Raw genomic sequence first — 23,284 nt, 5'->3', positions numbered from 1 at the left:
ATGGCGAAGGGCCCGGCGATTATAGGGGCCCTGCGATTTCGCCGCTGCCGTCGTGATGATCCGGCTCGCCCTCGCGTCGGGCGTGGGGCCAGAAGGCCGGCAGGAAGACCTCGCCCACCAGGATCGCCAGGGGACCGCGCCGGAACACCGAGCGCCGCGCCCAGCAGGGCGTGCTGGCCGCCCCTGCGGGCAGCCAGGCCAGCGGATAGCGGCACGCCGCCAGCGGCCCGCGGACAAAGGCCGGCGCCTGGAACAGCCAGTGGCCGAGGGGGCGCTCGCCCAGCGCCGCCAGGTCGAAATCCGCCGCTTCCAGAGCCTCGCGCGCCGCCACGCTGCGGGCGAAGACCCAGGCCTCGCCGCCACCGCGCAGCCAGACCTCGCGCACCCAGCCGGGGCTGGCCGGCGGTACCTCGAGCGCCTGGCACTCGTCCGGGCGCAGCGCTTGCCAACCCTCGTCGATCACCTCGACGGCGAAGCGCCCCTCGCTGAGGGCGGTCAGGCGCTGGGTGAGGGAGCCGCGGTCCGCATAGAGCCAGCCGAGCGGCGCCGTGGCGCAGTCCGGCTCAGCGCGCGCCGCTGCCTGGGTCAGCCAGCGCGGGGCGCCGTCACAGGCCCCAGACATTGCCCAGGGTGCTCAGCAGGGAGGGCTGGGTGCCTTGCTTGCCGAGATAGCCGAGGATCACCTGGGCGAACTGGCCGGTCATGCCGCTGTTCATGCCCAGGGCGTTGAAGGTCTTGTCGACGTCCTGGCGGCTGTCGACATTGCCCAGCAGGCTGCCCAGCGGACTCTGCTTGGCGTCCTGACCACCGCCGCCGAGCAGACTGCCCAGGCCGCCCAGTTGCGCCAGGCCGCCGGTGGCATTGGCGCCAGCCAGCTGATCCAGTCCCGGCACGGCCTTGGCCAGCTGGCGATAGTCGTTGCCCACCAGCTGATTTTTGGCCAGGCCGAGCAGGGCACCGGTGCCGCCCACCGCCTGTTGCGGGGTGACGTTGAGCTGGCTGGTCAGCGCCTGCAGCAGGCCCTGGGCCTGGGGCGTGGCCGCGGCGGCGGCGGTGGCCTTGGCGTTGTTGTTGCCGTTGGCGCTGTTGTAGGCGTTGACGGCGTCGTTGAGGTTGAAGGCGAACACCGGGCTGGCGGCGAGCACCAGCGGCAGGGCGAGAACGGACAGACGCATGGGCGGACTCCAGCGGGTTGCGTGAAAGGTCAGAGGATAACCCGACGGCGATGACCACAGACTGAACGGTGTCCCTGCAGGGAGCGGACGCTGCGGTTATCATCGCCGTTTTGCCGGGAGAACCGCGATGCTCAACGGGTTGTGGCTGGGCTTCTTCATCGTTGCCGGGATCAGCGCCTTCGGCCAGTGGCTGGTCGCCGGCAACGCCGGGGTCTTCGCCGCCATGGTGGAGAGTCTGTTCGCCATGGCCAAGCTGTCGGTGGAGGTCATGGTGCTGCTGTTCGGGACCCTGACCCTCTGGCTCGGCATCCTGCGCATCGCCGAAAAGGCCGGGCTGGTGGACGCCCTGGCGCGGCTGCTCGGGCCGCTGTTCGCCCGGCTGATGCCCGAGGTGCCGCGCGGTCATCCGGCGCTGGGGCTGATCACCCTCAACTTCGCCGCCAACGGCCTGGGCCTGGACAACGCCGCCACGCCCATCGGCCTCAAGGCCATGCGCGCGCTGCAGGAGCTCAATCCGAGCAGCACCACGGCGAGCAATGCGCAGATCCTCTTCCTGGTGCTCAACGCCTCTTCGCTGACCCTGCTGCCGGTGACGGTGTTCATGTACCGCGCCCAGCAGGGCGCCACCGATCCGACCCTGGTGTTCCTGCCGATCCTGCTGGCCCACACCTGCGCCAACCTGGTGGGGCTGTTCTCGGTGGCCTTCATGCAGCGGCTGAAACTCTGGGACCCGGTGGTGCTGGCCTGGATCGGCGGCGGCGCCCTGGCCTTCGGCGCCTTCGTCGCCTTTCTCTTCACCCTGACCGCCACCGCGCTGGCCGGGTTGTCGTCGCTGCTCGGCAACCTGACCCTGTTCGGCATCATCCTGGCGTTCATGGTACTCGGCGCCCTGCGCAAGGTGCCGGTCTACGAAGCCTTCGTCGAAGGCGCCAAGGAAGGCTTCGACGTCGCCAAGTCGCTGTTGCCCTATCTGGTCGCCATGCTCTGTGCGGTGGGCGTGCTGCGGGCGTCCGGCGCCCTGGAGGCCATCCTCGAAGGCATTCGCCATGCGGTGACCTTCTTTGGCTGGGACACCCGCTTCGTCGAGGCCCTGCCCACCGCCCTGGTCAAGCCCTTCTCCGGCAGCGCCGCCCGCGCCCTGCTGATCGAGACCATGCAGACCCACGGCGTGGACAGCTTTCCGGCGCTGGTGGCGGCGACCATCCAGGGCAGTACCGAGACCACCTTCTATGTGCTGGCGGTGTACTTCGGCGCGGTGGGCATCCAGCGCGCCCGCCATGCGGTGGGTTGCGCCCTGCTGGCGGAATTCACCGGGGTCACGGCGTCGATCCTGATCTGCTACTGGTTCTTTGGCTGAGCCTTGGGCTCCAGCTCGACCATCCACTCGTCCTGCACCATGCGCCGCTGGCGGCGCGTGGTCAGCTGCTGGGTCTGCCAGTCCTCGGCGATCAGCGCGCAGTAGTGGCCGTCGTGCTGGCCCAGGCGAAAGCGCCGGCGTACCCCGATGGGGTCGTGATCCGAACCGTAGAAGGCCACCGCGCGGATCTCCAGGCCCTCGAACACCCAGCCCTCTGGCGGACGATGATTTTCCAGGGTCAGGCCGTTGTACTCGGCCGCGCGGCGGATCAGGCCCTGGAAGGTACCGATGTGGGTGAAGTCGCCGGTGTTGAGCGGCCCCTGGTGGGTGGCCTGGCCCAGCACCAGGTCGGGATCGACGTCGTCCTGGCCACTCTCGCGGATGTCGGTGACATCGGTGTAGAGCGTCTCGCGATTGGTCTTGAGGATCACCGTGAGCTGGTTGATGAATACCGGCTCGGCGCTCATGTTGGACAGCAGGCAGAGGGCGCCCACGCCCTTGCCGGCGCCGCGGTTGATGATCAGCCGCGGCTGGCGCTGGCGCTTGTAGTTGTTGAGCAGGAGCTGCGCATAGAGCACCCAGACGCCCAGGGTGCAGCACTGGGCGAAGAGCGTGAGGACTTGGGAATTGTCTTTCAACCACTGGAACATGGGGGCACTTCACTGGAAGGAGTGAGCATCGGAAATACCGTTCGGCTTCCAGGTTCCACCGCTTCGCTGGCCAAAGGGCCGCGCTGAGAACATCGCCACAGCTCGGGCGTCCAAGCCTGAGAGGTCATCACGCCAAGGAAAAATCGCCATGCTGCGTCTATCGCTACTCTGCTGCACCGCCCTGCTGAGCACCGCCGTGCTGGCCGAACCCCTGTCCTGCGACCAGCTCAAGGCCGACATCGAGGTCAAGATCCAGTCGGCCGGGGTGACCGCCTATACCCTCGAAGCGGTCCCCAATGCCGAGGTGCGCGATCCCAACATGGTGGTGGGCAGCTGCGCCAACGGGACCTACAAGATCATCTATCAGCGCAACGACTGACCCCCGACCCGGGAGGCAGACCGTTCATCCGCTGGATACTTGTACAGTTTCGCTTGGCTTAGTACTGTTTGCGCATACAGTATTTAGCCAAGAGGGTAATGCCATGTCGCCGTTCGCCCGGATTCGCCAAGCTCTGTCCCTTGCCCAGCCCGCGCCGCGCTGGATGGAACGCGAGGATTTCCTGCGCATGAGCCGCCAGCTGCGCGAGCAGAAGAGTCGCCCGCCCGTGGTCCGCACCCAGGACCGTAGCCAGGACGACTGGCTCAGCGTGCCCGCCTAGTGGCCCGTTGCCTGACCGTGCTGGCTGCGTTGCCAGCCGCGGGTCAGAAGGGCGAGCAGATGCCGCGCTCGGAACTCACCAGTTCGCGCGCGCCGTCGTAGAGGGTGATCTCGCCCTGGCCAAAGGTGTTCTCGGCCTCCAGGCGATAGCGCCGACCGGCCTGGAAGTCCGCGTAGTCCAGCTCCAGATAGCACTGGATCTGCAGCGGCTCGCGCCAGCCGAAGCGCGAACCGAAGCCACCGCCGCCATAGAGTTCGTAGCGATAGCTCACCTTTAGGCTGTGGCTGCCGGGGGTGAGCTGGAAATAGCGGCCGTCGTCGAGACGTCTGCCGTCCTGGGACTCGGCCAGCAGCGAAGCGCCCACCCCGGGTTCGCGCAGCGCCAGATCGACCCACGCCTGGTGGGGATCCTTGGGAGGGAGCGGCGTGGTGCAGCCGCCCAGCAGTAGCAGCAGAGGGACCAGCAGGCGCAGACGCATGGACGGCGACTCGCGGCAGGGAGATCAGCCGAGTCTACACGTCGCCGCAACGACTGGCAGTGCTGCGCGCCACTTCCTGGTTTCGCTCGTCATAGAGGCGCGCCCAGGGCCGCCAGCCGGTCTGGCCGGCTTCCAGGCGATAGCGCTCGCCCGCGGCGAAGGCCTTGTAGTTGAGGGTCACCAGACAGGTGCGCGCCAGCGGATCGGCCACTTGGGCGCCGATGTTGGTGGGCTGCACCTCGAACTGGTAGCGTACCTGCAGATCATGGCTCCCTGGCCAGACCTGGAAGTAGCGCTTGTCTTCGAGATCCTTGCGATCGGCGCGCAGGGCTTCCAGCTTGGCCTTGCCGTCGCTGTCCAGATCGATCCAGGCCTGCGCCGGATCCGGCTTGGGCAACGGCCACAGGGAACAGCCACCTAGGAACAGCACAGGCAACAGCAGGCACAGTCTACGCATGACGGCTACAACTCCGGGCAGGGAAGGGCGCGCCACCCAGCCAGGCACCCTGCCTGCGCAACGCACGAGCCGCTGGCTGGCGCTGCTGTCCCTCGTGATCGGACTGAGCGGTTGTACCTCGGTCGGGTACTACGGTCAGATGGTACAGGGCCAGTGGGCGCTGATCCGTGATCGCGAGCCCATTGCGACGGTCGTCGCAGATCCGGCGCGACCCGCTGCCCTGCGCGAACGCCTGGCTGCCGCGGCGGCGGCCCGACGCTTCGCCAGCGCCGAACTGGCCCTGCCCGACAACGCCAGCTATCGCGGCTTCGTCGAACTCAAGCGGCCCTTCGTGCTGTGGAATGTCTTCGCCACCGCCGAATTTTCCACTCGGCCCACCACCCACTGCTTTCCCATCGCCGGTTGCGTGGCCTATCGTGGCTACTACCAGGAAGCCCTGGCGCGGGCCGAGGCGCAGCGGCTGCAGGCGCAGGGCCAGGACACCTATGTCGGTGGCGTGCCGGCCTATTCGACGCTGGGCTGGTTCAGCGATCCGCTGCTCAGCAGCATGCTGCGCTGGGACGACGACCAGGTGGCGGCGACGATCTTCCACGAGCTGGCGCACCAGCGGTTCTATTTGCCCGGCGATACCGCCTTCAACGAGTCCTATGCCACCTTCGTCGAGGGCGAAGGCCTGCGGCAATGGCGCGCCCGTCGCGGCCTGCCACCGCCGGATGCAGGGCGCGAAGCCCGCTATCAGCAATTCCGCGCCCTGCTGCTGACTACCCGCGCCGACCTGGCCAGACTCTACGCCCAGCCATTGACGGCCGAGGCCAAGCGCGCGGCCAAGGCCCGCCGCTTCGCGCAGATGCGCAGCGATTACCAGCAGTTGCGCGCCACCCCGGCCTGGCGGGACGACCGCCGCTTCGATGGCTGGATGCAGCAGCCGCTGAACAATGCGCGGCTGGTGCCCTATGGCCTGTACGAACAGTGGGTGCCGGCCTTTGCCGCCCTCTATCGACAGCATCCGGGCAACTGGCCGGCGTTCTTCCATCGGGTCCGCCTGCTGGGCGAACGTCCGGCGGCCGAACGCGAGCAGGTGCTGCGGACCCTGCTCGGGCCGGAGACGGGCCCTCGGCTCTAGCGCGGTGCCCGCCAGTTGGACCAGGCGGCGACCAGACCCAGCGTTGCCGCCAGGGCCAGTCCCAGCCGCGGTGCCAGGCCGTTGTCCAGATGCAGCAGCAGCGCCAGGGCCGCGGCGCCCAGGGCCATGCCGGTCTGCCGCGCGGTGGCCTGGACGCCGCCGGTGGCGCCGTTGCGACCGGCCGGAGCGGCGGTCAGCATGATCCTGTTGTTGGGCACCTGGAAGAAGCCGAAGCCGATACCACCGAGAATCAGGCAGGGGATCAGCAGGGCGGTCGAGTGCTCCAGCGGCATGACCGCGGCGGCCGCCAGCCCCAGGGCGATGCCCAGACCACCGAGCATGCACAGCCGCTGCGGCGGATAGCGGTCGGCCAGGCGCCCGGCCACCTGCGCCGAGACGGCCACGGTGAGCGGCCAGGCCAGCATCAGCAGGGCGACCTGCAAGGGCACCAGTCCGAGCTGGTGCTGCAGATAGAAGGGCAGGGCGAGAAAGCAGAGCATCTGCGCGGCAAAGGAGCAGACCGAGGCCAGCACCGAATGACGCATGGCCGGCAACCCCAGCAGATCGACCGGCAGCAACGGCGCCGGCAGGCCGCGCTCGCGGCGCACCAGCAGCACCAGGCTGGTGGCGGCCAGCAGCAGCAGGCCCACGCCCTGCAGCGGTGCGGCGCCGAGGCGCTCGAGACCGCCGATGCCGGCGCAGAACAGCAGGGCATTGAGCAGCACGCTGAGCGGGTCGAGGCGGCGCTGCGCACGGGGGCTGTCGGGCAGGTTGTGCACCAGCAGCGCGATCAGCACCGCCACCGGCACATTGACGGCGAACAGCCAGGGCCAGCCGCCCAGGGCCAGGATGGCCGCGCCCAGGCTGGGTGCGGCGGCCGATCCCAGGGCCACGCAGAGGGCATTGATGGCGATACCACGGCCGAGGCGGTCGCGCGGATAGGAGAGGCGGACGATACCGGCGCTGACGCACATGATGGCGGCGGCGCCCACCCCCTGCAGCGCCCGCGCAGCCACCAGGCTGGCGAGATCCGGCGCCAGGGCGCAGCCCAGGGAGGCCAGGCCGAAAATGCCGACCCCGGCAGTGAATACCGGCCGCAGGCCAAGACGCTCGGCCACCGCGGCCAGGGGAAACAGCAGGGCCACCAGACTCAGCTGATAGGCGCTGACGATCCAGACCGCGGCGGCAGCCGAGACATGCAGGGCCTCGGCGATGCTGGGCAGCGCCAGGTTGGCGATGCCGCTGTCCAGCACCGTCATGCTGATGGCCAGCAACAGGGCGGCCACGGCGCGATAGCGACGTGGCCGGGGCAGGCCGTCGGTGACGGCGGCGGTGGCGGTGCTCAATCCTCGACCTTCACGTGCTGGTCGCTTTCGCCGAGCTTCCAGTAGCCGGCTGCCTTGACCCAGTCCCGCGGCAGCCCCTTGGCCAGCAGCGCCTGGCGCGCGGCGCGGGCTTGCGTGGCTTCGCCGGCGATCCAGGCATAGCCTTCGCCCGCGGGCAATTGCAGCTGCTCCAGGGCCTGCACCAGGGCATTGGCCGCGGTTTCGCGATGGACCCAGCGGATCTCGGCGGCCGCGGCCGTCGGCAGGGCGATCTCCAGGCCCGAAGAGGCCACTTCGGCAACGACGACTACCCGAACGCCGGCTGCCAGCTGCTCCAGGCGGCGGGCGATGGCGGGCAGGGCGGTCTCGTCGCCGGCCAGCAGGTACCAGTCGAAGTCCTCGGGCGGCACCAGGGCGCCCTTGGGACCACCGATGATCAGCTCGGCACCCGGCTGCGCATGGCGGGCCCAGGTGGTCAGCACCCCGGCTTCATGCAGGTAGAAGTCGATGGCCAGTTCGCCACGCGCGGCATCGTAGTGGCGCGGCGTGTAGTGCCGACCCACCAGCTGCTCGGGGCTGGCGGCGCGGATCGGGGTGGTGTCGGCGGGGACGAACAGCTTCACGTGCTCATCGAAGGCCGCGCTCTGGAAATCGGCCAGGTCGCTGCCACCGAAGGTCAGGCGCAGCAGGTCGCCACCCAGATCTTCGCGGCGGACGACGGTCGCCCAACGCCGCTTGAGGTCGAAGCGCACACGCTGGAAAAGGTGAGGGGCACTGGCATCGCCCTCGTGGCTGTGAAAAGATGTCGCCATTGCGGAGGTACCATTCATTGAGGTTCCTCACTATATTCGAGGTAAGCAGCTTTCATGTCAACCGCCGCCGCCATTGCCGAAGCCCTGATGGATCTGAAACGGCAGATGCGCCAACAACTGGATGAGACCCTCAAGGCCTCCGGACTTTCCTTCGCCCGCTACAAGGTGCTCAAGGTGCTGGAACGCATGGGCCCCTGCCGTCCGGGCGAGGTCGCCGAACAGCTGCGTCATGCGCCCCGCACCCTGACCGATGCCTTCGACGCCCTGGAGCGCGACGGCCTGGTCCGTCGCGAACCCCATCCCCAGGATCGTCGGGCGCTGCTGGTCCATCTGACCGAGCAGGGCCGCCAGGCGCTGGATCAGGCCCAGGTGCCCCGTACCCAGGCGCTGGAAGCGGTCTTCGCGCCGCTGGATGCCAGCGAGCAGGCGCAGTTGCTGGCCTATCTGGAGCGGGTTCGCACCCACAATTGAGTCGCGGGCGAACTCCCTATCGGTCGTTGCGCTCGAAAGAGACACCCTACCGAGGAGAGCCTTCCATGAGTGACCAGCGTTCCGATGCCCACCTGGGCAAGACCCCGCCCAACGAACCCGCCCTCGATGAGGCGGGCCGTCCGGTGGATGTGGTGAAAAAGGACATGGAGCAGCCGGAATCGACGCCGACCGATGCCATCGACAAGGTCATCACGCCGACCGACATCAAGACCAAGGAGCAGGAAGCCGAAGAGCTCAAGCGCAAGACCGCCGAGGTCGAGCGCAAGCTGCAGCACTGATGCTCCACGTGGAACCTCGGGCCGCCGGGGTTTCCACTGCTGTGGCAGGCGTGGTCAGCCATAGCGGCAGCCCTGCCGTGTCATAGCGGTATTGCACTGGCCCGATCCGGACGGAGTTCCTAACCTGGGAATTGATCGTCATCAGCTCAAGGAGCGCTCTTGGATCAGGTCGGCTTTATCGAGCAACTCGCCCGCGAGGGTTTTCAGGCACCGGTGCTGGTCGAGCGCGAAGCCCTGGGCAGCCTGGAATCCCATGCTCATCCCTTCGAGGCGAAGGCGCTGGTCATCCACGGCGAACTCCGCATTCGCACGGCAGCGGGCGAGCGTCGTTATGGGGTGGGAGAGGTCTTTCACCTGGCCGCCCATGAGCCTCACGCGGAAGTCTTCGGCGCCCAGGGCGTGCGCTATCTGGCGGGTCGGCGACCGGCCTAGCCCTCGCTGTCGTTCTTCTCGATGTCCTTGCGCTGGCGGTTGAGGATCACGCAGCCGTAGACGCCGCCGCCCAGCAGCAACAGGGCGAGGATGGAAAACAGGGTCATGAATATGGAGTCGTTCATAGTGCTCTCCGAAAGCGGGGTCGGAGCAGTCTAGCGACTCGCCGGGGTCTCGGCGAACGGGCTCTGGAACAGGGTGTTGCCGATGCCTGGCGGCACCGGCAGGCACCTGGGACCCTTAGCCTTCGAGCGTGGCGTTCAGGTTGATCTTGGCCCCCTTGAGCACCTTGGACACCGGGCAGCCTTCCTTCGCCTGGTTGGCGATGGTGGTGAACTGCTCCTGGGTGGCACCGGGGATCTTGGCCTTCATGGTCAGATCGATGGTGGTGATCTCGAAGCCGTCGCCGACCTTGTCCAGGGTCACATCAGCCTTGGTCTCGATCCGCTCGGGGGTCAGACCGTTCTGGCCCAGCAGCATGGAGAAGGCCATGGAGAAGCAGCCGGCATGGGCCGCGCCGATCAGTTCTTCGGGATTGGTGCCCGGAGTGCCTTCGAAACGGGTGTTGAAGCCATAGGCATTGTCCTTGAGCGCGCCGCTCTCGGTGGTGATATGGCCCTTGCCATCCTTCAGACCGCCTTGCCAGACCGCGGAAGCATATTTCTTCATGGAGCATCTCCGGTTGTGGATGAGAATTCATCTAGAACCAGACGGCAGCCGGTAAGTTCGTTGCAGTCGATCCGGAAGCGCCGTGGTCAACCCTTTTCGACCACCCCTGGAGGCCCCCATGAACTACCGCAATCTAGGCCGTACCGGTCTGAAGATCTCGCCCCTCTGCCTCGGCTGCATGACCTACGGCGTCCCCGAGCGCGGCAATCACCCCTGGACCCTGCCGGAAGACCAGAGCCAGCCGCTGCTGAAAAAGGCGCTGGATCTCGGCATCAACTTCTTCGACACCGCCAACAGCTACTCCGACGGCACCAGCGAAGAGATCGTCGGCCGCTTCCTCAAGGCCAACGCCATGCGCGAGGAGATCGTGCTGGCGACCAAGGTGTACTTCCCGTTGCGCGACAAGCCCAATGTCGGCGGCCTGTCGCGCAAGGCCATCTTCGCCGCCATCGACGCCAGTCTGCAGCGGCTGGGCACCGACTATGTCGACCTCTACCAGATCCATCGCTGGGACTATCACACGCCCATTGAGGAGACTCTGGAGGCACTGCACGACGTGGTCAAGGCCGGCAAGGCGCTGCACATCGGTGCCAGCAGCATGTACGCCTGGCAATTCGCCAAGGCGCTGCACACCGCCGAGCGCCATGGCTGGACGAAATTCGCCACCATGCAGAACCACGTCAATCTGCTCGCTCGCGAAGAGGAGCGGGAGATGCTGCCGCTGTGCCGCGATGCCGGCATCGGCGTGATCCCCTGGAGCCCACTGGCCCGCGGCCGCCTGACTCGCGACTGGGACGCCAGCACCGCGCGCACCGAAAGCGATGCCTTCGGCAAGACGCTCTATACCGCCAGTGAGGAAGCCGATCGGCAGATCGTCGCCGCCGTGGCGCGTATCGCCGAAGCCCGCGGCGTACCGCGTGCCCAGGTGGCCCTGGCGTGGCTGCTGCAGAAGCCGGGCATCGACGCGCCCATCGTCGGGGCGTCCAAGCCGCAGCATCTGGAAGATGCGGTAGCCGCGCTGGAACTGCGCCTGAGCGAAGAAGAGATCGGTGCCCTGGAAGCGCCCTATGTGCCGCATCCGGTGGTGGGGTTCAGCTGAGGCGGGGGCGCTTGCCCTCACCCCGGCCCTCTCCCGGAGGGAGAGGGGGAAGAGCGGATCGGTGTGGTTGGATGAGCCCTGGTGCCCAAGACCCTGCAGAGCTTGCTGCGCTCTTTGAAGTGAGGTGCTTTCAGGTGTACCCGAATCTCACCTTACAAAGACGAGGACCGCTCTGCTCCCCTCTCTCCGAGGGAGAGGAGCCGGGGGTGAGGGCGCCCGGACTCAGGCGTACTGGTCGGCGATCTGGCGTTCGGCGCTGGCCAGGGCCGCGCTCTTGGCTTCGTCGCCATAGGCCAGGCCTTCGGCGCGGACGATCTGGACATCGGTGATGCCGAGGAAGCCCAGCAGCAGCTTCAGATAGTCTGCATGGGCCAGTCCTGTCGGCTTGCCAGCATGGATGCCGCCCGCGGTGGCGACGATGATCGCCTTCTTGCCTTCACAGAGACCCACCGGGCCGGCTTCGCTGTAGCGAAAAGTGGTGCCTGCCACGGTGATGCGGTCGATCCAGGCCTTGAGCTGGGTCGGGATGGTGAAGTTGTACATGGGCGCACCCAGCACCAGGACATCGGCGGCGAGGAATTCCTGCAGGGCGCGGGCATTGCGCTCGGCTTCGTCGCGCTGTTCGGCGCTGCGCTGCTCGGCCGGGGTGGCACCGGCGGCCAGGCTGGCGGCGGAGAAGTGCCCCAGGGCGTCGTGGGCGAGGTCATGGTAGCTGACCTCCAGTTCGGGCGTAGCGGCCTTGAGGGCGCCGACGACCTTGGCGGTCAGGGCACGGGAGGCGGAATGATCACCGAGGATGCTGGAATCGATGTGCAAGAGTTTCATGGCGGTAGTCCTGTAGGGTTCGACGCGATGAGCCCAGACTACCGATAAGACGATCGGCTGATTAGTCGCCTAGAATGCGATGCTTCGTCCCATGGATAGGACAATCGCCCATGCAAGACCTCAATGATCTCGCCTACTTCGCCAAGGTGGTGGAAGCCGGGGGCTTCGCCGCCGCCGGGCGCCTGCTGGGCATTCCCAAGTCGCGGCTGTCCCGGCGCATCGCCGAGCTGGAGACCCGCCTGGGTGCGCGGCTGCTGCAGCGCACCACTCGTACCCTGACCCTGACTACCCTCGGCGAGCGCTACCTGGTGCACTGCCAGGCGCTGTTGCGCGAGGCGGAGAGCGCCGCCGAGACGGCGGCCAGCCTGTCCAGCGAACCGCGCGGCCCGCTGCGCGTTTCCTGCCCGGTGGCCCTGGCCCAGGATTACCTGCCCGACGTCGTCACCCGCTTCCTGCAGCGCTATCCCCAGGTGCAACTGGAGATGGTGCTGGTCAATCGGCGGGTGGACGTGGTCAACGAGGGCCTCGACGTGGCCCTGCGGGTAAGGGACGTCGACGACGTGGAACCGGGGCTGATCGTGCGCCGCTTGCGCCAGGCCTCCGGGGTGCTGGTGGCCGCACCCGACTTTCTCGTCGGTCGCCAGCTGGATGCACCGGAGGCCCTGCTGGGGGTCCCGCTGCTCGGCGCCCTGGAGCTGGATCGCCGGGTGCACCTGCGCATGGTCGGCCCCAACGGCCAGCGCCGTGAGCTGGTGCTGGAAGCCCGGCTGGGCATCGACGACTTCAGCGTGCGCAAGACCGCCGCCCTGGCGGGCCTCGGCTACACGATGCTGCCGCTGCTCTATTGCGAGGCCGAACTGGCCGAGGGTCGCCTGCAGCGCCTGCTGCCGGACTGGTCGCTGCCCGGTGGTCACCTGCAGGCCGCCTATGCCCACAGGCGCGGCCAGCTGCCGGCGGTACGCGCTTGGCTGGAGCACCTGGAGGACAGCTTCCGCGATCAGGGCGGGATGCCGGTCTAGATCACCGTCGCCCAGGCCGAGGCCAGCAGCAGCGCCGCCATCCCCAGGTTGAAGCCACGCCAGGCGCGGGTCGATTTCAGGCCATGCGCCGCGACCCGGCCGAGCAGGGCCCAGAGGCCCAGGCAGGGTACGGACACCAGCAGGAACACCAGGGCCAGCACCAGCACCTGGTGCCAGAAATCGGCACCGGGTTCGGCATAGACGGTCACCACCGCCAGCGCCATGCTCCAGCTCTTGGGGTTGAGCACCTGCAATCCGGCAGTACCGCCGAAACCCAGGCGGGCACCGTCGTCCGCCACTGCGGGCGCCCCGGCGCGGGCCAGTTGCCAGGCCAGCCAGCTCAGCCAGAGCACCCCGGCCCAGGCCAGGCCGCGCTGCCAGTCGGGGTGTTGCGCCAGGGTCTGGCCAAGACCGAAACCCACCACCAGCACCAGGGCCACCGCGCCCAGGCTGCCGCCCAGCACCAGCGGCAGACTGGCCCGGGCGCCATGGCGGGCGCTGTGGCCGAGGATGAGCACATTGGTCGGTCCGGGGGTGATGGAGGCGACCAGGGCGAACAGCAGGAAGGGCAACAGGGACATGGGAGACTCCCGAGAGGACTGAGCCATCAGGGTCGCAAGCCTTGCCGCTAGTGGTCTGGAAGATTCGAGCAGCGCGCGCGATAGGCCGCCGGGGTCAGGCCATAGGCGCGGCGGAACCAGCGACCCAGGTGACTCTGGTCGGCGAAGCCCAGGGCGGCGGCGGTTTCCGCCGGCGACAGGCCGTCGGCCAGCAGGCGACGTGCCCGCGACAGGCGCAGCTGGACCAGATAGGCATGGGGCGCCAGCCCGAAGGCAGCCTTGAAGGCGCGGGTCAGGCGAAATCTGTCCACCCCAGCGGCCCGGGCCAAGTCTTCCAGACCGATATCCTCGTGGTGATGGGCATGCAGGAAGTCGCGGGCGCGCAGGGCCACCTGGGGCAGCCGCGGATCGCCGGCCTGGGGCGCTCGCCATTGCAGTTGCGGCAGGAGGCGCAGCAGCAGGGCGTCGAGGGCGCTCTGGCGGACGATGCGCAATTCCGGGCGACTCAGCACCTCATGGGCCCAGGCCACGGCGCGATGCAGCTCGGCCTGTTCCACCAGGGTCCGGGCGAAGCCAGGTTCGCCCAGCGGCCGGGCGTCGCCATGCAGGCCCTGCAGCTCGCGCGCCAGCCACTGGGGATCGAGATAGAGCATGGAGTAGGTGAAGCCTTCGGCCTCCGGCGCCTGGCCATCGTGCAGTTCGCCGGGCTCCAGCAGGAAGACCTGGCCGGGGGTGCTCAGGTGGCGCTGGCCGCGACAGTGGAATTGCTGCAGGCCCTGCTCGGTGTAGCCCACCAGATAGGCGTCATGCCAGTGCGGGTCATAGGCATGGCCTTCGAAATGGGCGCGCAGGGTCTCGATGCCGGTTTCGGCGTCCTGCTGCAGCTGGATCCAGTGATCGTCGGCCATGGCGAGAAAAAGGGGATCTGCGGGCTTTTCAGTCTAGGCTGAGATCCCGCGGCGGTCTGGAAGATTCGTGCAACGCTAGCGACCCAGACGCGCGGGCAGCTCCCGCGCCAGATGGCGGATCAGCTCGGACAGTCGGCGCGGCACGTGGCGCTGCTGGCGGTGCACCGCATAGATGGCCGCCGCCGATGCCTCATGATCGGTCAGCAGCGGCACCAGGGCGCCACTGGCGATCAGTTCGGCCACGTCCCATTCCGATCTCAGGATCAGTCCGTGGCCTTCCATCGCCAAGCGCACCACCACTTCGCCGTCGTTGCTGCTGAGGCTGCCGCGGACCTTCTGGGCGAAATGCTGGCCGTTCCGGGTGAAGCGCCAGACGGCGTAGTCGCCGGCGTCCTGGCGCAGGACCAGGCAGTTGTGCCGCGCCAGGTCGGCCACGCTGTCCGGCACGCCGGCCCGGGCCAGGTAGGCGGGGGCGGCGCAGAGCAGGCGGCGGTTGTCCAGCAGGCGGTGGGCGATGACCCGCGCATCCGGCGGCTCGCCGACGCGGATGTCCAGGTCGAAGGGCCCGTCCAGCAGATTCACCGGATGGCTGGAGAGGTGTAGGTTGAGCTCCAGCCCGGGATGACGACGGGCGAAGTCCGACAGCAGCGGCGCCAGGTGGCGGCGGCCGAAGCCAAAGGTGGCGTTGAGATTGAGCGCTCCGGCGAGGGGCGCATCGGGTCGGCCGACCGCGGCTTCCAGGTCCTCCAGCTGGGTCAGCAGCGGGCGGGCGCCTTCCAGATAACGCAGGCCTTCCGGCGTCAGGTCCAGGCGTCGCGTGGTGCGGCGGATCAGCTGCACGCCCAGCCGGCGCTCCAGGGCGGTGAGTCGCTTGCTCACCGCCGCCAGCGACAGACCCATTTCCCGGGCGGCGGCGGTCAGGCTGGGATGGCCAGCCAGGCGGACGAAGAAGGCGAGGTCATCGGTGGACAAGATTCTTGATCCCAGGTTAAGAATGTCTTTCTCTTTGGCGGGATTGTACGCCTCTGGCACGGGGCTACACTGGCCCCATCCCCTCAGACTGCCGGAGAACGTCATGCAAGCGTCCAAGCCCCACAAGATCGCGGTCATCGCCGGAGATGGCATCGGCAAGGAAGTCATGCCCGAGGGCATCCGCGTGCTGGACGCCGCCGCCCGACGCTTCGGGATCGAGCTGCAGTGGGACCACTTCGACTTCGCCAGCGCCGAGTATTACCAGGCCCATGGCAAGATGTTGCCGGACGACTGGTTCGAGACCCTCAAGGACTACGACGCCCTCTATTTCGGCGCCGTCGGCTGGCCGGACGTGGTGCCTGACCACATCTCCCTCTGGGGCTCGCTGCTGCAATTCCGCCGCCGTTTCGACCAGTACGTCAACCTGCGGCCCTGCCGGCTGATGCCCGGGGTCAAGGCGCCCCTGGCCAACCGCCAGCCGGGCGACATCGACTTCTATGTGGTACGCGAGAACACCGAGGGCGAGTACTCCAGCGTCGGCGGCATCATGTTCGAGGGCACCGAGCGCGAGGTGGTGATCCAGGAAACGGTGATGACCCGTCACGGTACCGACCGCATCCTCAAGTTCGCCTTTGACCTGGCCCAGCAGCGGCCGCGCAAGAAGCTGACCTCGGCCACCAAGTCCAACGGCATCGCCATCACCATGCCCTGGTGGGACAAGCGCGTGGAAGAGATGGGCAAGGCCTATCCGGACGTGGCGGTGGACAAGTTCCACATCGACATCCTCACCGCCAACTTCGTCCTGCACCCGGACTGGTTCGACGTGGTGGTGGCCAGCAACCTGTTCGGCGACATCCTCTCCGACCTGGGCCCGGCCTGCACCGGCACCATCGGCATCGCGCCCTCGGCCAACATCAATCCGGAGCGCACCTTCCCCAGCCTGTTCGAGCCGGTGCACGGTTCGGCGCCGGACATCGCCGGGCGGGGCATCGCCAATCCAATCGGCCAGATCTGGTGCGGCGCCATGATGCTGGAGCACCTCGGCCATGCCGAAGCCGGTGCCGCCGTGGTGGCGGCCATCGAGGCGGTGCTGCGCCAGGGTCCCGAGCAGGCGCCCCTGACCCGCGACCTCGGCGGCCAGGGCACCACCGAAAGCCTGGGGCAGGCCATCGCCGCGGCCCTGGCCTGAGATGGACGGCCTCTTCGCGGGCTTCGCACAGCGGCGGCTGAACATCGACGGCGTCGAGCTCAATTGCCGCGTCGGCGGCCAGGGCCCGGCGCTGCTGCTGCTCCACGGCCATCCCCAGACCCATGTCATGTGGCACAAGGTGGCGCCGCGGCTGGCCGAGCGCTTCACCCTGGTGGCCGCCGACCTGCGCGGCTATGGCGACAGCACCAAGCCGGACGCGGGTGCCGAGGCGTACAGCAAGCGCACCCTGGCACGGGACAACGTCGAGCTGATGCGCCGGCTGGGCCACGAGCGTTTCGCCGTGCTGGCCCATGACCGCGGCGCGCGGGTCGCCCATCGCCTGGCGCTGGATCATCCCGCGGCGGTGGAGCGGCTGCTGCTGCTGGACATCGCTCCGACCCTGGCCATGTATCGGCAGACCGACGAGGCCTTCGCCCGCGCCTACTGGCACTGGTTCTTCCTGATCCGTCCGGCGCCGCTGCCGGAGCGGTTGATCGAAGCCGATCCGGAAGGCTACCTCAAGGGCGTGATGGGTACCCGCAGTGCCGGCCTGGCGCCCTTTCCGCCAGAGGTGCTGGCCGAATACCTGCGCTGCCTGAGCCTGCCCGGTACCGCCCGCGGCATCTGCGAGGACTATCGCGCCAGTGCCGGGATCGACCTGACGCATGACCAGGCCGATCTGGATGCCGGGCGCCGGCTGGATTTGCCGCTGCGCATACTTTGGGGCGCGGAAGGCACCGTGGGGCGCTGCTTCGATCCCCTCGCGGAATGGCGCCAGGTGGCCACCCAGGTCAGCGGTCGGGTCTTGCCGGGTGGGCATTACCTGGCGGAGGAGTTACCGGATCTGGTCGCCGACGAGGCCCTGGCCTTCTTCGGTTGACTCGGCGGATGCAAAGGACTGTTGTGTCATCTGGCTGTAACAAAGTGTGACGTTATCGAGGTTGAGTGGGTCTATTCGTGAAATTTTCGTGAAAAGAGACCTCGATGAACGCTCCACTCTTCACTCCTACCTGGCAGTGGCGCCGCCTGGCGCTGTGCCAGGGACTGGCCCTGGGCCTGTTGCTGCTCTGGCTGATCCCTGGCGTGCGCAGCCAGTTGCTGGCCTTCGACGCCGGCCTGTTCCACGCCCTCAATGCCCCCCTGGCGCAGTCCACCGCCTGGCTCTACCTCTGGACCGTCTTCAGCCTGAGACCGGTGGATGCCCTGGTCGGCCTGATCCTCCTGGCGCTCCTGGTCCGCGGCGGCTGGGCCTATCCGGCCCGGCAGGTACGGCCGGCGCTAGCGGCCTTCGTCGGCCTGCTGGTGATCCTGCTCATCGTGCGCACCCTGTTGACCAAGGGCATCGAAGCCGCGGGCCTGCAGCACGCCAGTCCGTCCGATGTGCTCACCGGCGCCTATCTGCTCAGCGATCGCTTTCCCGGACTGGAACACGGCTGGGAATTGAAGGACAGATCCGGCGCCAGCTTTCCCGGCGACCATGCCTCGGTGCTGCTGCTCTGGGCGCTGTTCATGGCCCATTTCACCCGCGGCGGACGGCGCCTGGTAGTGGCCGCACTAGCCGTGCTGTTCATGCTGCCGCGGCTGGTGGCCGGCGCCCACTGGGGCTCGGATGACTATATCGGCGGTCTGGCGCTGGCCCTCGGCGTGATCAGCCTGGGCCTGCATACGCCGCTGGCCGCTGCCTTCGCCCGCCAGGGCGAGCGCCTGCTGACGCCGCCGTTGCGGGGCCTGGGCCGGTTGCCGCTGCTGGGCCGGTTGAGTCTGCTGCGGCCCTAGCGCCTGCTAGCCGCGCGGTTGGGCCAGGGCTGGCAGCAATTGCTGGTCGATGGCCTGGCGCACCGCCGGCAGCAGCGCCGCGCTGCCGGACAGCAATTCCTGGATCAGTTGCCGCAGGGCCTGGGCGCGTTCCTGGTTGAGGCCCGTCACCGCCTGGCGACAGGCCTCGTCCGCCGTGGCCGCGGGCGTCACGTTGAAACCCAGCGCGCGCAGGCGGTCGCGGAAGTCGTCCTGGTCGATCAAGTCGGCGATCATCATGGTGCTGCCCTCTCCGGTGGAATGCCTGGATTCTCCCATTGGCGCCGTAGACGACAAGCGGGGCTGGCGTCGCTGCATAGCCGGATGTCGTTTTTGGAAAGCGCCTCCCCTACCAGCCAGGCAATGTAGGTTTATTACGACATCATGCCCGGACAATCTGCCGCAGGGTCAAGATCGACGTTCGTCGTTAGAATGGCGCCTATCAACGACATTTTCCGGTTGTTCGCCACCAGGGTCGAGCAACCCCCGGTTACACACTGAGGCCCATCAGGGCGTTTGAACCTCTTCCGTCTCCAGCGGTTGAGGTTTTTTTTTGTCTTTTGCCAGGACAGCGAGGGGCAGGGCGCCCAGTTCGCCCGCGAGAAAGGCTTCCAGGGCCCCGCGCAGGGCCTCGGCCCGCCGGCCATGGGCGCGCAGAGCGCCGTGCAGCAGGCCGGCACCTTGCCACAGGCGACCGGGCGTCCCGCCGCCCCGCAGGGCAGCGACATAGGCACGGCCATGGTCAGCCAGGGGATCGCGCTGGGCAACGGCGACAAAGGCGGGTGCCAGTCCACTGAAATCGCCGGACTCCAGGGGCAGGGCGAGAGGCTCCCGGCGCCGCGCCGGTCGAGGCAGATAGACGTCCAGACACGCCCGCCAGTCGGCGGCGCTCAGCAGCGGCGCCGTGGCCTGCCGGCTTTCGCTGGGCAGCACCCGCGCGGTCAGCGCCGGATAGATCAGCGCCTGGGCCCGGGGCTGGGCACGCCCCTGTTGCCGCAGCGCCAGGCACAGGGCGGCGGCGAGAGTGCCGCCGGCACTGTCGCCGGCCACCGCCAGCCGGGTCGGGTCCAGCCCCAGGGCCCGGGCTTCCCGCTGCAACCAGTCCCAGGCCTGGCGGGCATCGTTCAGGGCGGCGGGGTAGGGATGCTCCGGCGCCAGTCGATAGTCCACCAGCAGCACCGCCAGCCCCAGTCGCCGCGCCAGCCGCGCGGCGAGAAAACCGTGGGAATCCAGATCGCCGAGCATCCAGCCGCCGCCGTGCAGATAGAGCAGGGCGGGGCGGTCAATGGCGGCCTCCCGCGGCGCCACCAGCCGCAACGGCACGTCGCCGGCGCGGTGATCGCTGACCGTCAGGCCCTGATAGTCAGCCGGCGCCAGGGCGGCGCAGAGTCGGGCGTAGGCCTGGCGCTGAGCCTGGAGGTCCGGATCGACCGTGGCGAAGGCCTGGCTGGCCGCGACGAAGGCGGCCATGTCCGCCGACAGCGGTGGCTGGCTCATCGTTGCAGCACGCGAATCCTGGAGTGCAGTTCGTCTCTGTCGACATAGCAGCCCTGGAAGTGGCGCGCGCCGCTGGCGGGGTCGAATTCATCCCTGGCATGCAGGGCGCGCCTGTTGTCGAAACACCAGAGCTGACCCGCTTCGAGTCGGTGTCGATAGCGGAAGCGATCGTCGCGCGTCAGGGCGATGAAGCGACGGTAGGCGCGGTAGAGCAACGGCATGGTGGCGGGCGGGGTGCTGAAGGGGCCACGCAGGAAATTCGCCATGCGGATTTCCGTCACCTGCTGCTTCTCATCCAGGGCGATGATGGGTGCCTGGTAGCGATAATCCGAAGACCTGCCCCGATTGCGGAATTCGATGGGCAGGGTGGTGAGGATCTCGAAGGCCTGCGGGTCTTCTTCCCTGAGCACTTCCGCCAGTTTGAATCCATCGACGAAGGTGCTACTGCCGCCGCGTGCGTCGTTGACCAGGCAATGCAGGAATTGCAGGCCCGGTTGCAACTCGCGGGTCGGCAGATCGGTATGCAGCGGGAGGTTGAAGGCGGTATAGGCGTTGCTGTCCGCATCGGCCTTGGACTGGACGTCGAAGAGCATGCCGAAATTGCTTTCGCGGATGAACGAAATGCGTTTCGCCACGGGGAGGAGCGCGCCGCTCTCGGTGGGCACGCCGTGGATCAACGACAGGCCGGTGTCTCTCACCGCCAGCAGCCAGGCCAGCAGTGCCGTGTCGTCGGCCATTATCTCGGGGTAATGGAAGGCTGGAACGGCCAGGCCGCTGTCCCAGAGCTTTTTCTTCGGCTTCAGCCGTTCCCGCTCAGCCAGGGATGCTTCGTCATAGGCGTGGGCGCGCAACCAGCCCGCGTCGTAGGTACTGGCATGCCCGTCGTGCCAGAGGATGTCCAGGTTGCCGTCGTCCGAGAGGGTTACCCGGGCGGCCTGAATGTCGTCGGGGATATCCAGGATCTCGACGACCTGCTCGCGGGTAACCGGATAGACACAGCGCGAGCAGGGGCAGTTATCTCTGAGCCAGAGCAGGTGGTAAGGACTGGCTCGGCCATCCAGCCAGAGCACCGTGACCTGGGTGTCGTCTCCCAGGACGCTGCGTATGGGGCTGATGATCTGGTAGGTACTGAAGTCGGCGATGGCGCTCATGTCAGGGTGACTCCGGGGGATCCTTGGGGCTGTTGGTCATTTTCTTGCGGGTGGCAGGCCGATGACCCGCCCGACGTGCTCCGGCCAGGGCGCGTCCTGCTGACTCGCCAGTTGGGTAGCCAGCCAGTCGTGCACGGCCGGTGCGAAGGGCGCCGACCTGGGGCCGGCCAGGTCGACGTGCAGCAGCAGCTGCTCGGAGGCGGCCAGCAACTCGGCCGCGTCTTCGCGATACAGCCCGAAGTGCAGGTGCAGGCGCTTGGCGTCCAGCGCCAGGAATCTCACCCGCACCTCCAGCCGGGCATCCGCCTTCACCTCATGGAGGAAGTTGAGGTGGCACTCCAGGGTGAACAGCGAGTGCCCGCTGGCGGCGCGGCCGGCGGCGTCCAGGCCCATGGCGTCCATCAGGGCGTCGCTAGCGTGGCTGAAAATCAGCAGGTAGTAGGCGTCGCGCAGATGGCCGTTGTAGTCGACCCACTCGGGGGCGACCGCGGTGCGATGGATGATCATGGTCGCTCCTAGTCCCGGATGCCGTGGCGCGTCTTGCAGTCGGCGATGGCCGCCTGCACCGCCAGCAGGCAGTCGTCGCGATAGCGCTCCAGCGCCGCCAGTTCCAGGTCGCCCTGCTGGGCCTGGGTGCCCTCGACCACGGCGTCGATCAGGCCGTCGGTCAGCTCCGGCGCTTCCAGGTAGGTCCAGGGCAGCTTCAGCGCCGGGCCGAATTGCTGCATGAAGTGGCGCATGCCCGCCGGGCCGCCGGCCAGGGTGTAGGTGAGGAAGGTGCCCATGAACGACCAGCGCAGGCCGGCGCCATAGCGGATGGCGTCGTCGATCTCGCCGGTGGTGGCGACGCCGTCGTTGACCAGGTGCAGCGCTTCGCGCCACAGGGCTTCCAACAGGCGATCGGCGATGAAGCCGGGTACCTCCTTGCGTACCCGCAGCGGTCGCATGCCCAACTCGCGATAGAAGGCTTCGGCGCGCTCCAGGTTGGCCGCCGAGGTCTGGCGGCCACCGACCACCTCCACCAGTGGCAAGAGATAGACCGGATTGAACGGATGGCCCACCAGGCAACGCTCGGGGTGCAGCGCCTCGGCGTAGAAGTCGCTGGGCAGCAGGCCCGAGGTGCTGGAGCAGATCAGGGCGTCGGGCCGCGCGGCTCGACTGACCTGGGCATGCAATTCGCGCTTGAGCTCCAGGCGCTCGGGGGCGCTTTCCTGAATGACGTCGGCATCGGCCACCGCGGCTTCCAGATCGGTATGGAAACTCAGGCGCTCCAGGCTGGCACCGGCTGCCAGGCCCTGGGCTTCCAATGCCGGCCAGGCATTGGCCAGCCGGGTGCGCAGCGCGGCCTCGGCGCCGGGCGCCGGGTCCCAGGCGCGCACCCTAAGGCCGCGGGCCAGGGCGCGGGCGATCCAGCCGGCACCGATCACGCCGGTGCCGAGGGCAGCGAAGACGGCGCTCATCGGGCACCTCCCAACTGCATCCGGTCCCGCCCTTCGGCGGGGCTCAGGGCGCGTCCGCCCAGCCGTTCGATGATCTGGATGACCCTCTCCACCAGGCTGCCGTTGGTGGCGTGGACGCCGCGGTCCAGCCAGAGATTGTCTTCCAGGCCGACCCGGACGTTGCCGCCCAGCAGAATGGCCTGGGCGGCCATGGGCATCTGCATCCGGCCGATGCCGAAGCCGGCCCAGCACGCGCCCGCCGGCAGGTTGTCGACCATCGCCTTCATGGTGGTGGTGTCGGCCGGAGCACCCCAGGGAATGCCCAGGCACAGCTGGAACAGCGGATCCTTCAGCAGCCCCTCCTTGAGCAACTGCTTGGCGAACCAGAGGTGGCCGGTGTCGAAGATCTCCAGCTCGGCCTTCACCCCCAGTTCGGTGATGCGCCTGGCCCCGGCGCGCAGTTGCGCGGGGGTGGAGACATAGATGAAGTCGCCGTCGCCGAAGTTGAGGGTGCCGCAATCCAGGGTGCAGATGTCCGGACGCAATTCCTCGACATGCAGCAGGCGGGTGAGGGGGCCGACCAGGTCCGAGCCGGGGCCGAATTCGGTTGGGCTTTCGCCCGGGCCGATCTCCAGGTCGCCGCCCATGCCGGCGGTGAGGTTGATGACGATCTCGGCGTCCGCCTCGCGGATGCGTTCGACCACCTCGCGATAGAGCGCCACGTCGCGACTCGGCTTGCCGGTGGCGGGATCGCGCACATGGGCGTGCACCACGGTGGCGCCGGCGCGGGCCGCTTCCAGGGCGGCGGCGGCGATCTGCGCCGGGGTAACGGGGACATGGGGATTGCGGCCTACGGTATCACCGGCGCCGGTCAGGGCGCAGGTGACGATGACATCGGTGTTCATGGGGTCTGTCCTTGAGCGA

General features: G+C 68.1%; 31 protein-coding genes. 12 read left to right on the top strand and 19 right to left on the bottom strand.

All coding sequences use genetic code 11. The annotated features are described in order from the left end of the window. Positions 1-19 precede the first annotated feature (19 nt). Together FHR73_RS14035 and FHR73_RS14030 are read right to left on the bottom strand one after the other, a co-directional pair. Positions 20-622 (bottom strand): chorismate lyase, encoded by a 603-nt coding sequence (locus FHR73_RS14035; RefSeq protein ID WP_183632068.1) that lies wholly within the window; start codon positions 620-622, stop codon positions 20-22. Further along, positions 606-1,175: a DUF2780 domain-containing protein gene (locus FHR73_RS14030; protein WP_183632067.1), complete on the bottom strand. Its 570-nt coding sequence runs from the start codon at positions 1,173-1,175 to the stop codon at positions 606-608. Before FHR73_RS14030 ends, FHR73_RS14035 begins: the two co-directional genes overlap by 17 nt. Before the next feature lie 127 nt (positions 1,176-1,302). On the opposite strand from FHR73_RS14030, the gene FHR73_RS14025 reads away from it, so the two are divergent. Continuing rightward, positions 1,303-2,532: a nucleoside recognition domain-containing protein gene (locus tag FHR73_RS14025; RefSeq protein WP_183632066.1), complete on the top strand. Its 1,230-nt coding sequence runs from the start codon at positions 1,303-1,305 to the stop codon at positions 2,530-2,532. On the opposite strand, the gene FHR73_RS14020 is transcribed toward FHR73_RS14025, so the two are convergent. After that, positions 2,514-3,182 carry a hypothetical protein gene (locus FHR73_RS14020; RefSeq protein ID WP_183632065.1) on the bottom strand — a complete coding sequence of 223 codons (669 nt, stop codon included), beginning with the start codon at positions 3,180-3,182 and terminating at the stop codon, positions 2,514-2,516. The genes FHR73_RS14025 and FHR73_RS14020 overlap by 19 nt on opposite strands. Before the next feature lie 148 nt (positions 3,183-3,330). Between FHR73_RS14020 and FHR73_RS14015 the strand changes: the two genes are divergently transcribed. Then, entirely contained in the window at positions 3,331-3,561 is a 231-nt protein-coding gene (locus FHR73_RS14015) for a DUF1161 domain-containing protein (RefSeq protein ID WP_183632063.1), read from the top strand. A gap of 103 nt (positions 3,562-3,664) precedes the next feature. Next, positions 3,665-3,841, top strand: a complete 177-nt coding sequence (locus tag FHR73_RS14010) for a hypothetical protein (RefSeq protein WP_166655878.1) — start codon at positions 3,665-3,667, stop codon at positions 3,839-3,841. A 43-nt stretch (positions 3,842-3,884) separates the two neighbouring features. Here the strand turns inward: FHR73_RS14010 and FHR73_RS14005 are convergent, their stop codons facing one another. Both FHR73_RS14005 and FHR73_RS14000 read right to left on the bottom strand, forming a co-directional pair. Continuing rightward, on the bottom strand, positions 3,885-4,319 hold the full coding sequence (locus tag FHR73_RS14005) for a hypothetical protein (protein ID WP_183632061.1): 435 nt from the start codon (positions 4,317-4,319) through the stop codon (positions 3,885-3,887). A gap of 34 nt (positions 4,320-4,353) precedes the next feature. After that, on the bottom strand, positions 4,354-4,776 hold the full coding sequence (locus tag FHR73_RS14000) for a hypothetical protein (RefSeq protein ID WP_133860296.1): 423 nt from the start codon (positions 4,774-4,776) through the stop codon (positions 4,354-4,356). Between FHR73_RS14000 and FHR73_RS13995 the strand changes: the two genes are divergently transcribed. Further along, the gene (locus FHR73_RS13995; protein WP_183632060.1) at positions 4,775-5,899 is read left to right on the top strand and encodes an aminopeptidase; all 1,125 of its coding nucleotides are present in this window, start codon (positions 4,775-4,777) and stop codon (positions 5,897-5,899) included. The genes FHR73_RS14000 and FHR73_RS13995 overlap by 2 nt on opposite strands. On the opposite strand, the gene FHR73_RS13990 is transcribed toward FHR73_RS13995, so the two are convergent. Together FHR73_RS13990 and FHR73_RS13985 are read right to left on the bottom strand one after the other, a co-directional pair. Next, a complete protein-coding gene (locus tag FHR73_RS13990) occupies positions 5,896-7,245 on the bottom strand; it encodes an MFS transporter (protein ID WP_183632058.1) in 1,350 nt (449 codons plus the stop codon). The genes FHR73_RS13995 and FHR73_RS13990 overlap by 4 nt on opposite strands. Continuing rightward, complete coding sequence (locus FHR73_RS13985) at positions 7,242-8,036, bottom strand: siderophore-interacting protein (RefSeq protein ID WP_183632056.1); 795 nt, start codon at positions 8,034-8,036, stop codon at positions 7,242-7,244. Before FHR73_RS13985 ends, FHR73_RS13990 begins: the two co-directional genes overlap by 4 nt. A 54-nt stretch (positions 8,037-8,090) precedes the next feature. Here FHR73_RS13985 and FHR73_RS13980 point away from each other — a divergent pair, with 54 nt between their 5' ends. From FHR73_RS13980 to FHR73_RS13970, 3 genes are all read left to right on the top strand, one after another. Next, positions 8,091-8,507: a MarR family winged helix-turn-helix transcriptional regulator gene (locus FHR73_RS13980; protein ID WP_183632054.1), complete on the top strand. Its 417-nt coding sequence runs from the start codon at positions 8,091-8,093 to the stop codon at positions 8,505-8,507. 65 nt (positions 8,508-8,572) lie between these two features. After that, entirely contained in the window at positions 8,573-8,806 is a 234-nt protein-coding gene (locus FHR73_RS13975; RefSeq protein ID WP_183632052.1) for a hypothetical protein, read from the top strand. 159 nt (positions 8,807-8,965) lie between these two features. Further along, positions 8,966-9,238, top strand: coding sequence for a cupin (locus FHR73_RS13970; protein WP_183632050.1), 273 nt, complete (start codon positions 8,966-8,968; stop codon positions 9,236-9,238). Here the strand turns inward: FHR73_RS13970 and FHR73_RS22565 are convergent. Both FHR73_RS22565 and FHR73_RS13965 read right to left on the bottom strand, forming a co-directional pair. After that, positions 9,235-9,363, bottom strand: coding sequence for a hypothetical protein (locus FHR73_RS22565; protein WP_260175707.1), 129 nt, complete (start codon positions 9,361-9,363; stop codon positions 9,235-9,237). The genes FHR73_RS13970 and FHR73_RS22565 overlap by 4 nt on opposite strands. A gap of 115 nt (positions 9,364-9,478) precedes the next feature. Beyond that, positions 9,479-9,907, bottom strand: coding sequence for an OsmC family protein (locus tag FHR73_RS13965; RefSeq protein WP_145008323.1), 429 nt, complete (start codon positions 9,905-9,907; stop codon positions 9,479-9,481). Positions 9,908-10,025: 118 nt separating this feature from the next. On the opposite strand from FHR73_RS13965, the gene FHR73_RS13960 reads away from it, so the two are divergent. Next, on the top strand, positions 10,026-11,006 hold the full coding sequence (locus FHR73_RS13960; RefSeq protein WP_183632048.1) for an aldo/keto reductase: 981 nt from the start codon (positions 10,026-10,028) through the stop codon (positions 11,004-11,006). 222 nt (positions 11,007-11,228) lie between these two features. Here FHR73_RS13960 and FHR73_RS13955 read toward each other — a convergent pair whose 3' ends face one another. After that, positions 11,229-11,831 (bottom strand): FMN-dependent NADH-azoreductase, encoded by a 603-nt coding sequence (locus FHR73_RS13955; protein WP_183632046.1) that lies wholly within the window; start codon positions 11,829-11,831, stop codon positions 11,229-11,231. Positions 11,832-11,941: 110 nt separating this feature from the next. Between FHR73_RS13955 and FHR73_RS13950 the strand changes: the two genes are divergently transcribed. Continuing rightward, a complete protein-coding gene (locus tag FHR73_RS13950) occupies positions 11,942-12,850 on the top strand; it encodes a LysR family transcriptional regulator (protein WP_027600566.1) in 909 nt (302 codons plus the stop codon). On the opposite strand, the gene FHR73_RS13945 is transcribed toward FHR73_RS13950, so the two are convergent. From FHR73_RS13945 to FHR73_RS13935, 3 genes are all read right to left on the bottom strand, one after another. Further along, positions 12,847-13,431, bottom strand: coding sequence for a LysE family translocator (locus FHR73_RS13945; RefSeq protein ID WP_183632045.1), 585 nt, complete (start codon positions 13,429-13,431; stop codon positions 12,847-12,849). The genes FHR73_RS13950 and FHR73_RS13945 overlap by 4 nt on opposite strands. 47 nt (positions 13,432-13,478) lie before the next feature. After that, entirely contained in the window at positions 13,479-14,318 is an 840-nt protein-coding gene (locus FHR73_RS13940) for an AraC family transcriptional regulator (protein WP_183632043.1), read from the bottom strand. A 75-nt stretch (positions 14,319-14,393) separates the two neighbouring features. Continuing rightward, entirely contained in the window at positions 14,394-15,290 is an 897-nt protein-coding gene (locus tag FHR73_RS13935) for a LysR family transcriptional regulator (protein WP_183632041.1), read from the bottom strand. A 103-nt stretch (positions 15,291-15,393) separates the two neighbouring features. Here FHR73_RS13935 and FHR73_RS13930 point away from each other — a divergent pair, with 103 nt between their 5' ends. From FHR73_RS13930 to FHR73_RS13920, 3 genes are all read left to right on the top strand, one after another. Continuing rightward, positions 15,394-16,479: a tartrate dehydrogenase gene (locus FHR73_RS13930; protein ID WP_183632040.1), complete on the top strand. Its 1,086-nt coding sequence runs from the start codon at positions 15,394-15,396 to the stop codon at positions 16,477-16,479. 1 nt (position 16,480) lies between these two features. Then, positions 16,481-17,359, top strand: coding sequence for an alpha/beta fold hydrolase (locus FHR73_RS13925; protein WP_183632037.1), 879 nt, complete (start codon positions 16,481-16,483; stop codon positions 17,357-17,359). 104 nt (positions 17,360-17,463) lie between these two features. Continuing rightward, positions 17,464-18,255, top strand: coding sequence for a phosphatase PAP2 family protein (locus FHR73_RS13920; RefSeq protein WP_183632034.1), 792 nt, complete (start codon positions 17,464-17,466; stop codon positions 18,253-18,255). A gap of 6 nt (positions 18,256-18,261) precedes the next feature. Here FHR73_RS13920 and FHR73_RS13915 read toward each other — a convergent pair whose 3' ends face one another. The 6 genes from FHR73_RS13915 to FHR73_RS13890 all read right to left on the bottom strand — a co-directional run bounded on the left by FHR73_RS13915 (position 18,262) and on the right by FHR73_RS13890 (position 23,265). Next, positions 18,262-18,513, bottom strand: a complete 252-nt coding sequence (locus tag FHR73_RS13915; protein ID WP_007160239.1) for a hypothetical protein — start codon at positions 18,511-18,513, stop codon at positions 18,262-18,264. 267 nt (positions 18,514-18,780) lie between these two features. Next, entirely contained in the window at positions 18,781-19,770 is a 990-nt protein-coding gene (locus FHR73_RS13910) for an alpha/beta hydrolase (RefSeq protein ID WP_260175706.1), read from the bottom strand. After that, positions 19,767-20,921: a gamma-butyrobetaine dioxygenase gene (locus tag FHR73_RS13905; protein ID WP_183632032.1), complete on the bottom strand. Its 1,155-nt coding sequence runs from the start codon at positions 20,919-20,921 to the stop codon at positions 19,767-19,769. The genes FHR73_RS13910 and FHR73_RS13905 overlap by 4 nt, the downstream gene beginning before the upstream one ends. A 36-nt stretch (positions 20,922-20,957) precedes the next feature. After that, positions 20,958-21,428: a thioesterase family protein gene (locus tag FHR73_RS13900; RefSeq protein ID WP_183632030.1), complete on the bottom strand. Its 471-nt coding sequence runs from the start codon at positions 21,426-21,428 to the stop codon at positions 20,958-20,960. A gap of 8 nt (positions 21,429-21,436) precedes the next feature. Then, entirely contained in the window at positions 21,437-22,381 is a 945-nt protein-coding gene (locus FHR73_RS13895) for an L-carnitine dehydrogenase (protein ID WP_183632028.1), read from the bottom strand. Continuing rightward, a complete protein-coding gene (locus FHR73_RS13890; protein WP_183632026.1) occupies positions 22,378-23,265 on the bottom strand; it encodes a 3-keto-5-aminohexanoate cleavage protein in 888 nt (295 codons plus the stop codon). Before FHR73_RS13890 ends, FHR73_RS13895 begins: the two co-directional genes overlap by 4 nt. Positions 23,266-23,284 lie beyond the last annotated feature (19 nt).

The organism is Pseudomonas sp. AS2.8 (assembly GCF_014190935.1).
In the GTDB taxonomy this organism is placed as follows: domain Bacteria; phylum Pseudomonadota; class Gammaproteobacteria; order Pseudomonadales; family Pseudomonadaceae; genus Chryseomonas.
Note: the sequence above shows the minus strand (reverse complement) of the source record. Positions and strands in the feature narration are given on the sequence as shown.

Excerpts from the sequence above, each read along its gene's own strand:
- FHR73_RS14030 (WP_183632067.1), bottom strand. The coding sequence starts at position 1,175 with ATGCGTCTGTCCGTTCTCGCCCTGCCGCTGGTGCTCGCCGCCAGCCCG.
- FHR73_RS13905 (WP_183632032.1), bottom strand. The coding sequence starts at position 20,921 with ATGAGCGCCATCGCCGACTTCAGTACCTACCAGATCATCAGCCCCATA.
- FHR73_RS14025 (WP_183632066.1), top strand. The coding sequence starts at position 1,303 with ATGCTCAACGGGTTGTGGCTGGGCTTCTTCATCGTTGCCGGGATCAGC.
- FHR73_RS13910 (WP_260175706.1), bottom strand. The coding sequence starts at position 19,770 with ATGAGCCAGCCACCGCTGTCGGCGGACATGGCCGCCTTCGTCGCGGCC.
- FHR73_RS14020 (WP_183632065.1), bottom strand. The coding sequence starts at position 3,182 with ATGTTCCAGTGGTTGAAAGACAATTCCCAAGTCCTCACGCTCTTCGCC.
- FHR73_RS13955 (WP_183632046.1), bottom strand. The coding sequence starts at position 11,831 with ATGAAACTCTTGCACATCGATTCCAGCATCCTCGGTGATCATTCCGCC.
- FHR73_RS13900 (WP_183632030.1), bottom strand. The coding sequence starts at position 21,428 with ATGATCATCCATCGCACCGCGGTCGCCCCCGAGTGGGTCGACTACAAC.
- FHR73_RS13980 (WP_183632054.1), top strand. The coding sequence starts at position 8,091 with ATGTCAACCGCCGCCGCCATTGCCGAAGCCCTGATGGATCTGAAACGG.
- FHR73_RS13995 (WP_183632060.1), top strand. The coding sequence starts at position 4,775 with ATGACGGCTACAACTCCGGGCAGGGAAGGGCGCGCCACCCAGCCAGGC.
- FHR73_RS14015 (WP_183632063.1), top strand. The coding sequence starts at position 3,331 with ATGCTGCGTCTATCGCTACTCTGCTGCACCGCCCTGCTGAGCACCGCC.
- FHR73_RS13915 (WP_007160239.1), bottom strand. The coding sequence starts at position 18,513 with ATGATGATCGCCGACTTGATCGACCAGGACGACTTCCGCGACCGCCTG.
- FHR73_RS13895 (WP_183632028.1), bottom strand. The coding sequence starts at position 22,381 with ATGAGCGCCGTCTTCGCTGCCCTCGGCACCGGCGTGATCGGTGCCGGC.
- FHR73_RS14010 (WP_166655878.1), top strand. The coding sequence starts at position 3,665 with ATGTCGCCGTTCGCCCGGATTCGCCAAGCTCTGTCCCTTGCCCAGCCC.
- FHR73_RS13890 (WP_183632026.1), bottom strand. The coding sequence starts at position 23,265 with ATGAACACCGATGTCATCGTCACCTGCGCCCTGACCGGCGCCGGTGAT.
- FHR73_RS22565 (WP_260175707.1), bottom strand. The coding sequence starts at position 9,363 with ATGAACGACTCCATATTCATGACCCTGTTTTCCATCCTCGCCCTGTTG.
- FHR73_RS13960 (WP_183632048.1), top strand. The coding sequence starts at position 10,026 with ATGAACTACCGCAATCTAGGCCGTACCGGTCTGAAGATCTCGCCCCTC.
- FHR73_RS13940 (WP_183632043.1), bottom strand. The coding sequence starts at position 14,318 with ATGGCCGACGATCACTGGATCCAGCTGCAGCAGGACGCCGAAACCGGC.
- FHR73_RS14000 (WP_133860296.1), bottom strand. The coding sequence starts at position 4,776 with ATGCGTAGACTGTGCCTGCTGTTGCCTGTGCTGTTCCTAGGTGGCTGT.
- FHR73_RS13925 (WP_183632037.1), top strand. The coding sequence starts at position 16,481 with ATGGACGGCCTCTTCGCGGGCTTCGCACAGCGGCGGCTGAACATCGAC.
- FHR73_RS14005 (WP_183632061.1), bottom strand. The coding sequence starts at position 4,319 with ATGCGTCTGCGCCTGCTGGTCCCTCTGCTGCTACTGCTGGGCGGCTGC.
- FHR73_RS13930 (WP_183632040.1), top strand. The coding sequence starts at position 15,394 with ATGCAAGCGTCCAAGCCCCACAAGATCGCGGTCATCGCCGGAGATGGC.
- FHR73_RS13985 (WP_183632056.1), bottom strand. The coding sequence starts at position 8,036 with ATGGCGACATCTTTTCACAGCCACGAGGGCGATGCCAGTGCCCCTCAC.
- FHR73_RS13920 (WP_183632034.1), top strand. The coding sequence starts at position 17,464 with ATGAACGCTCCACTCTTCACTCCTACCTGGCAGTGGCGCCGCCTGGCG.
- FHR73_RS14035 (WP_183632068.1), bottom strand. The coding sequence starts at position 622 with ATGTCTGGGGCCTGTGACGGCGCCCCGCGCTGGCTGACCCAGGCAGCG.
- FHR73_RS13950 (WP_027600566.1), top strand. The coding sequence starts at position 11,942 with ATGCAAGACCTCAATGATCTCGCCTACTTCGCCAAGGTGGTGGAAGCC.
- FHR73_RS13945 (WP_183632045.1), bottom strand. The coding sequence starts at position 13,431 with ATGTCCCTGTTGCCCTTCCTGCTGTTCGCCCTGGTCGCCTCCATCACC.
- FHR73_RS13965 (WP_145008323.1), bottom strand. The coding sequence starts at position 9,907 with ATGAAGAAATATGCTTCCGCGGTCTGGCAAGGCGGTCTGAAGGATGGC.
- FHR73_RS13975 (WP_183632052.1), top strand. The coding sequence starts at position 8,573 with ATGAGTGACCAGCGTTCCGATGCCCACCTGGGCAAGACCCCGCCCAAC.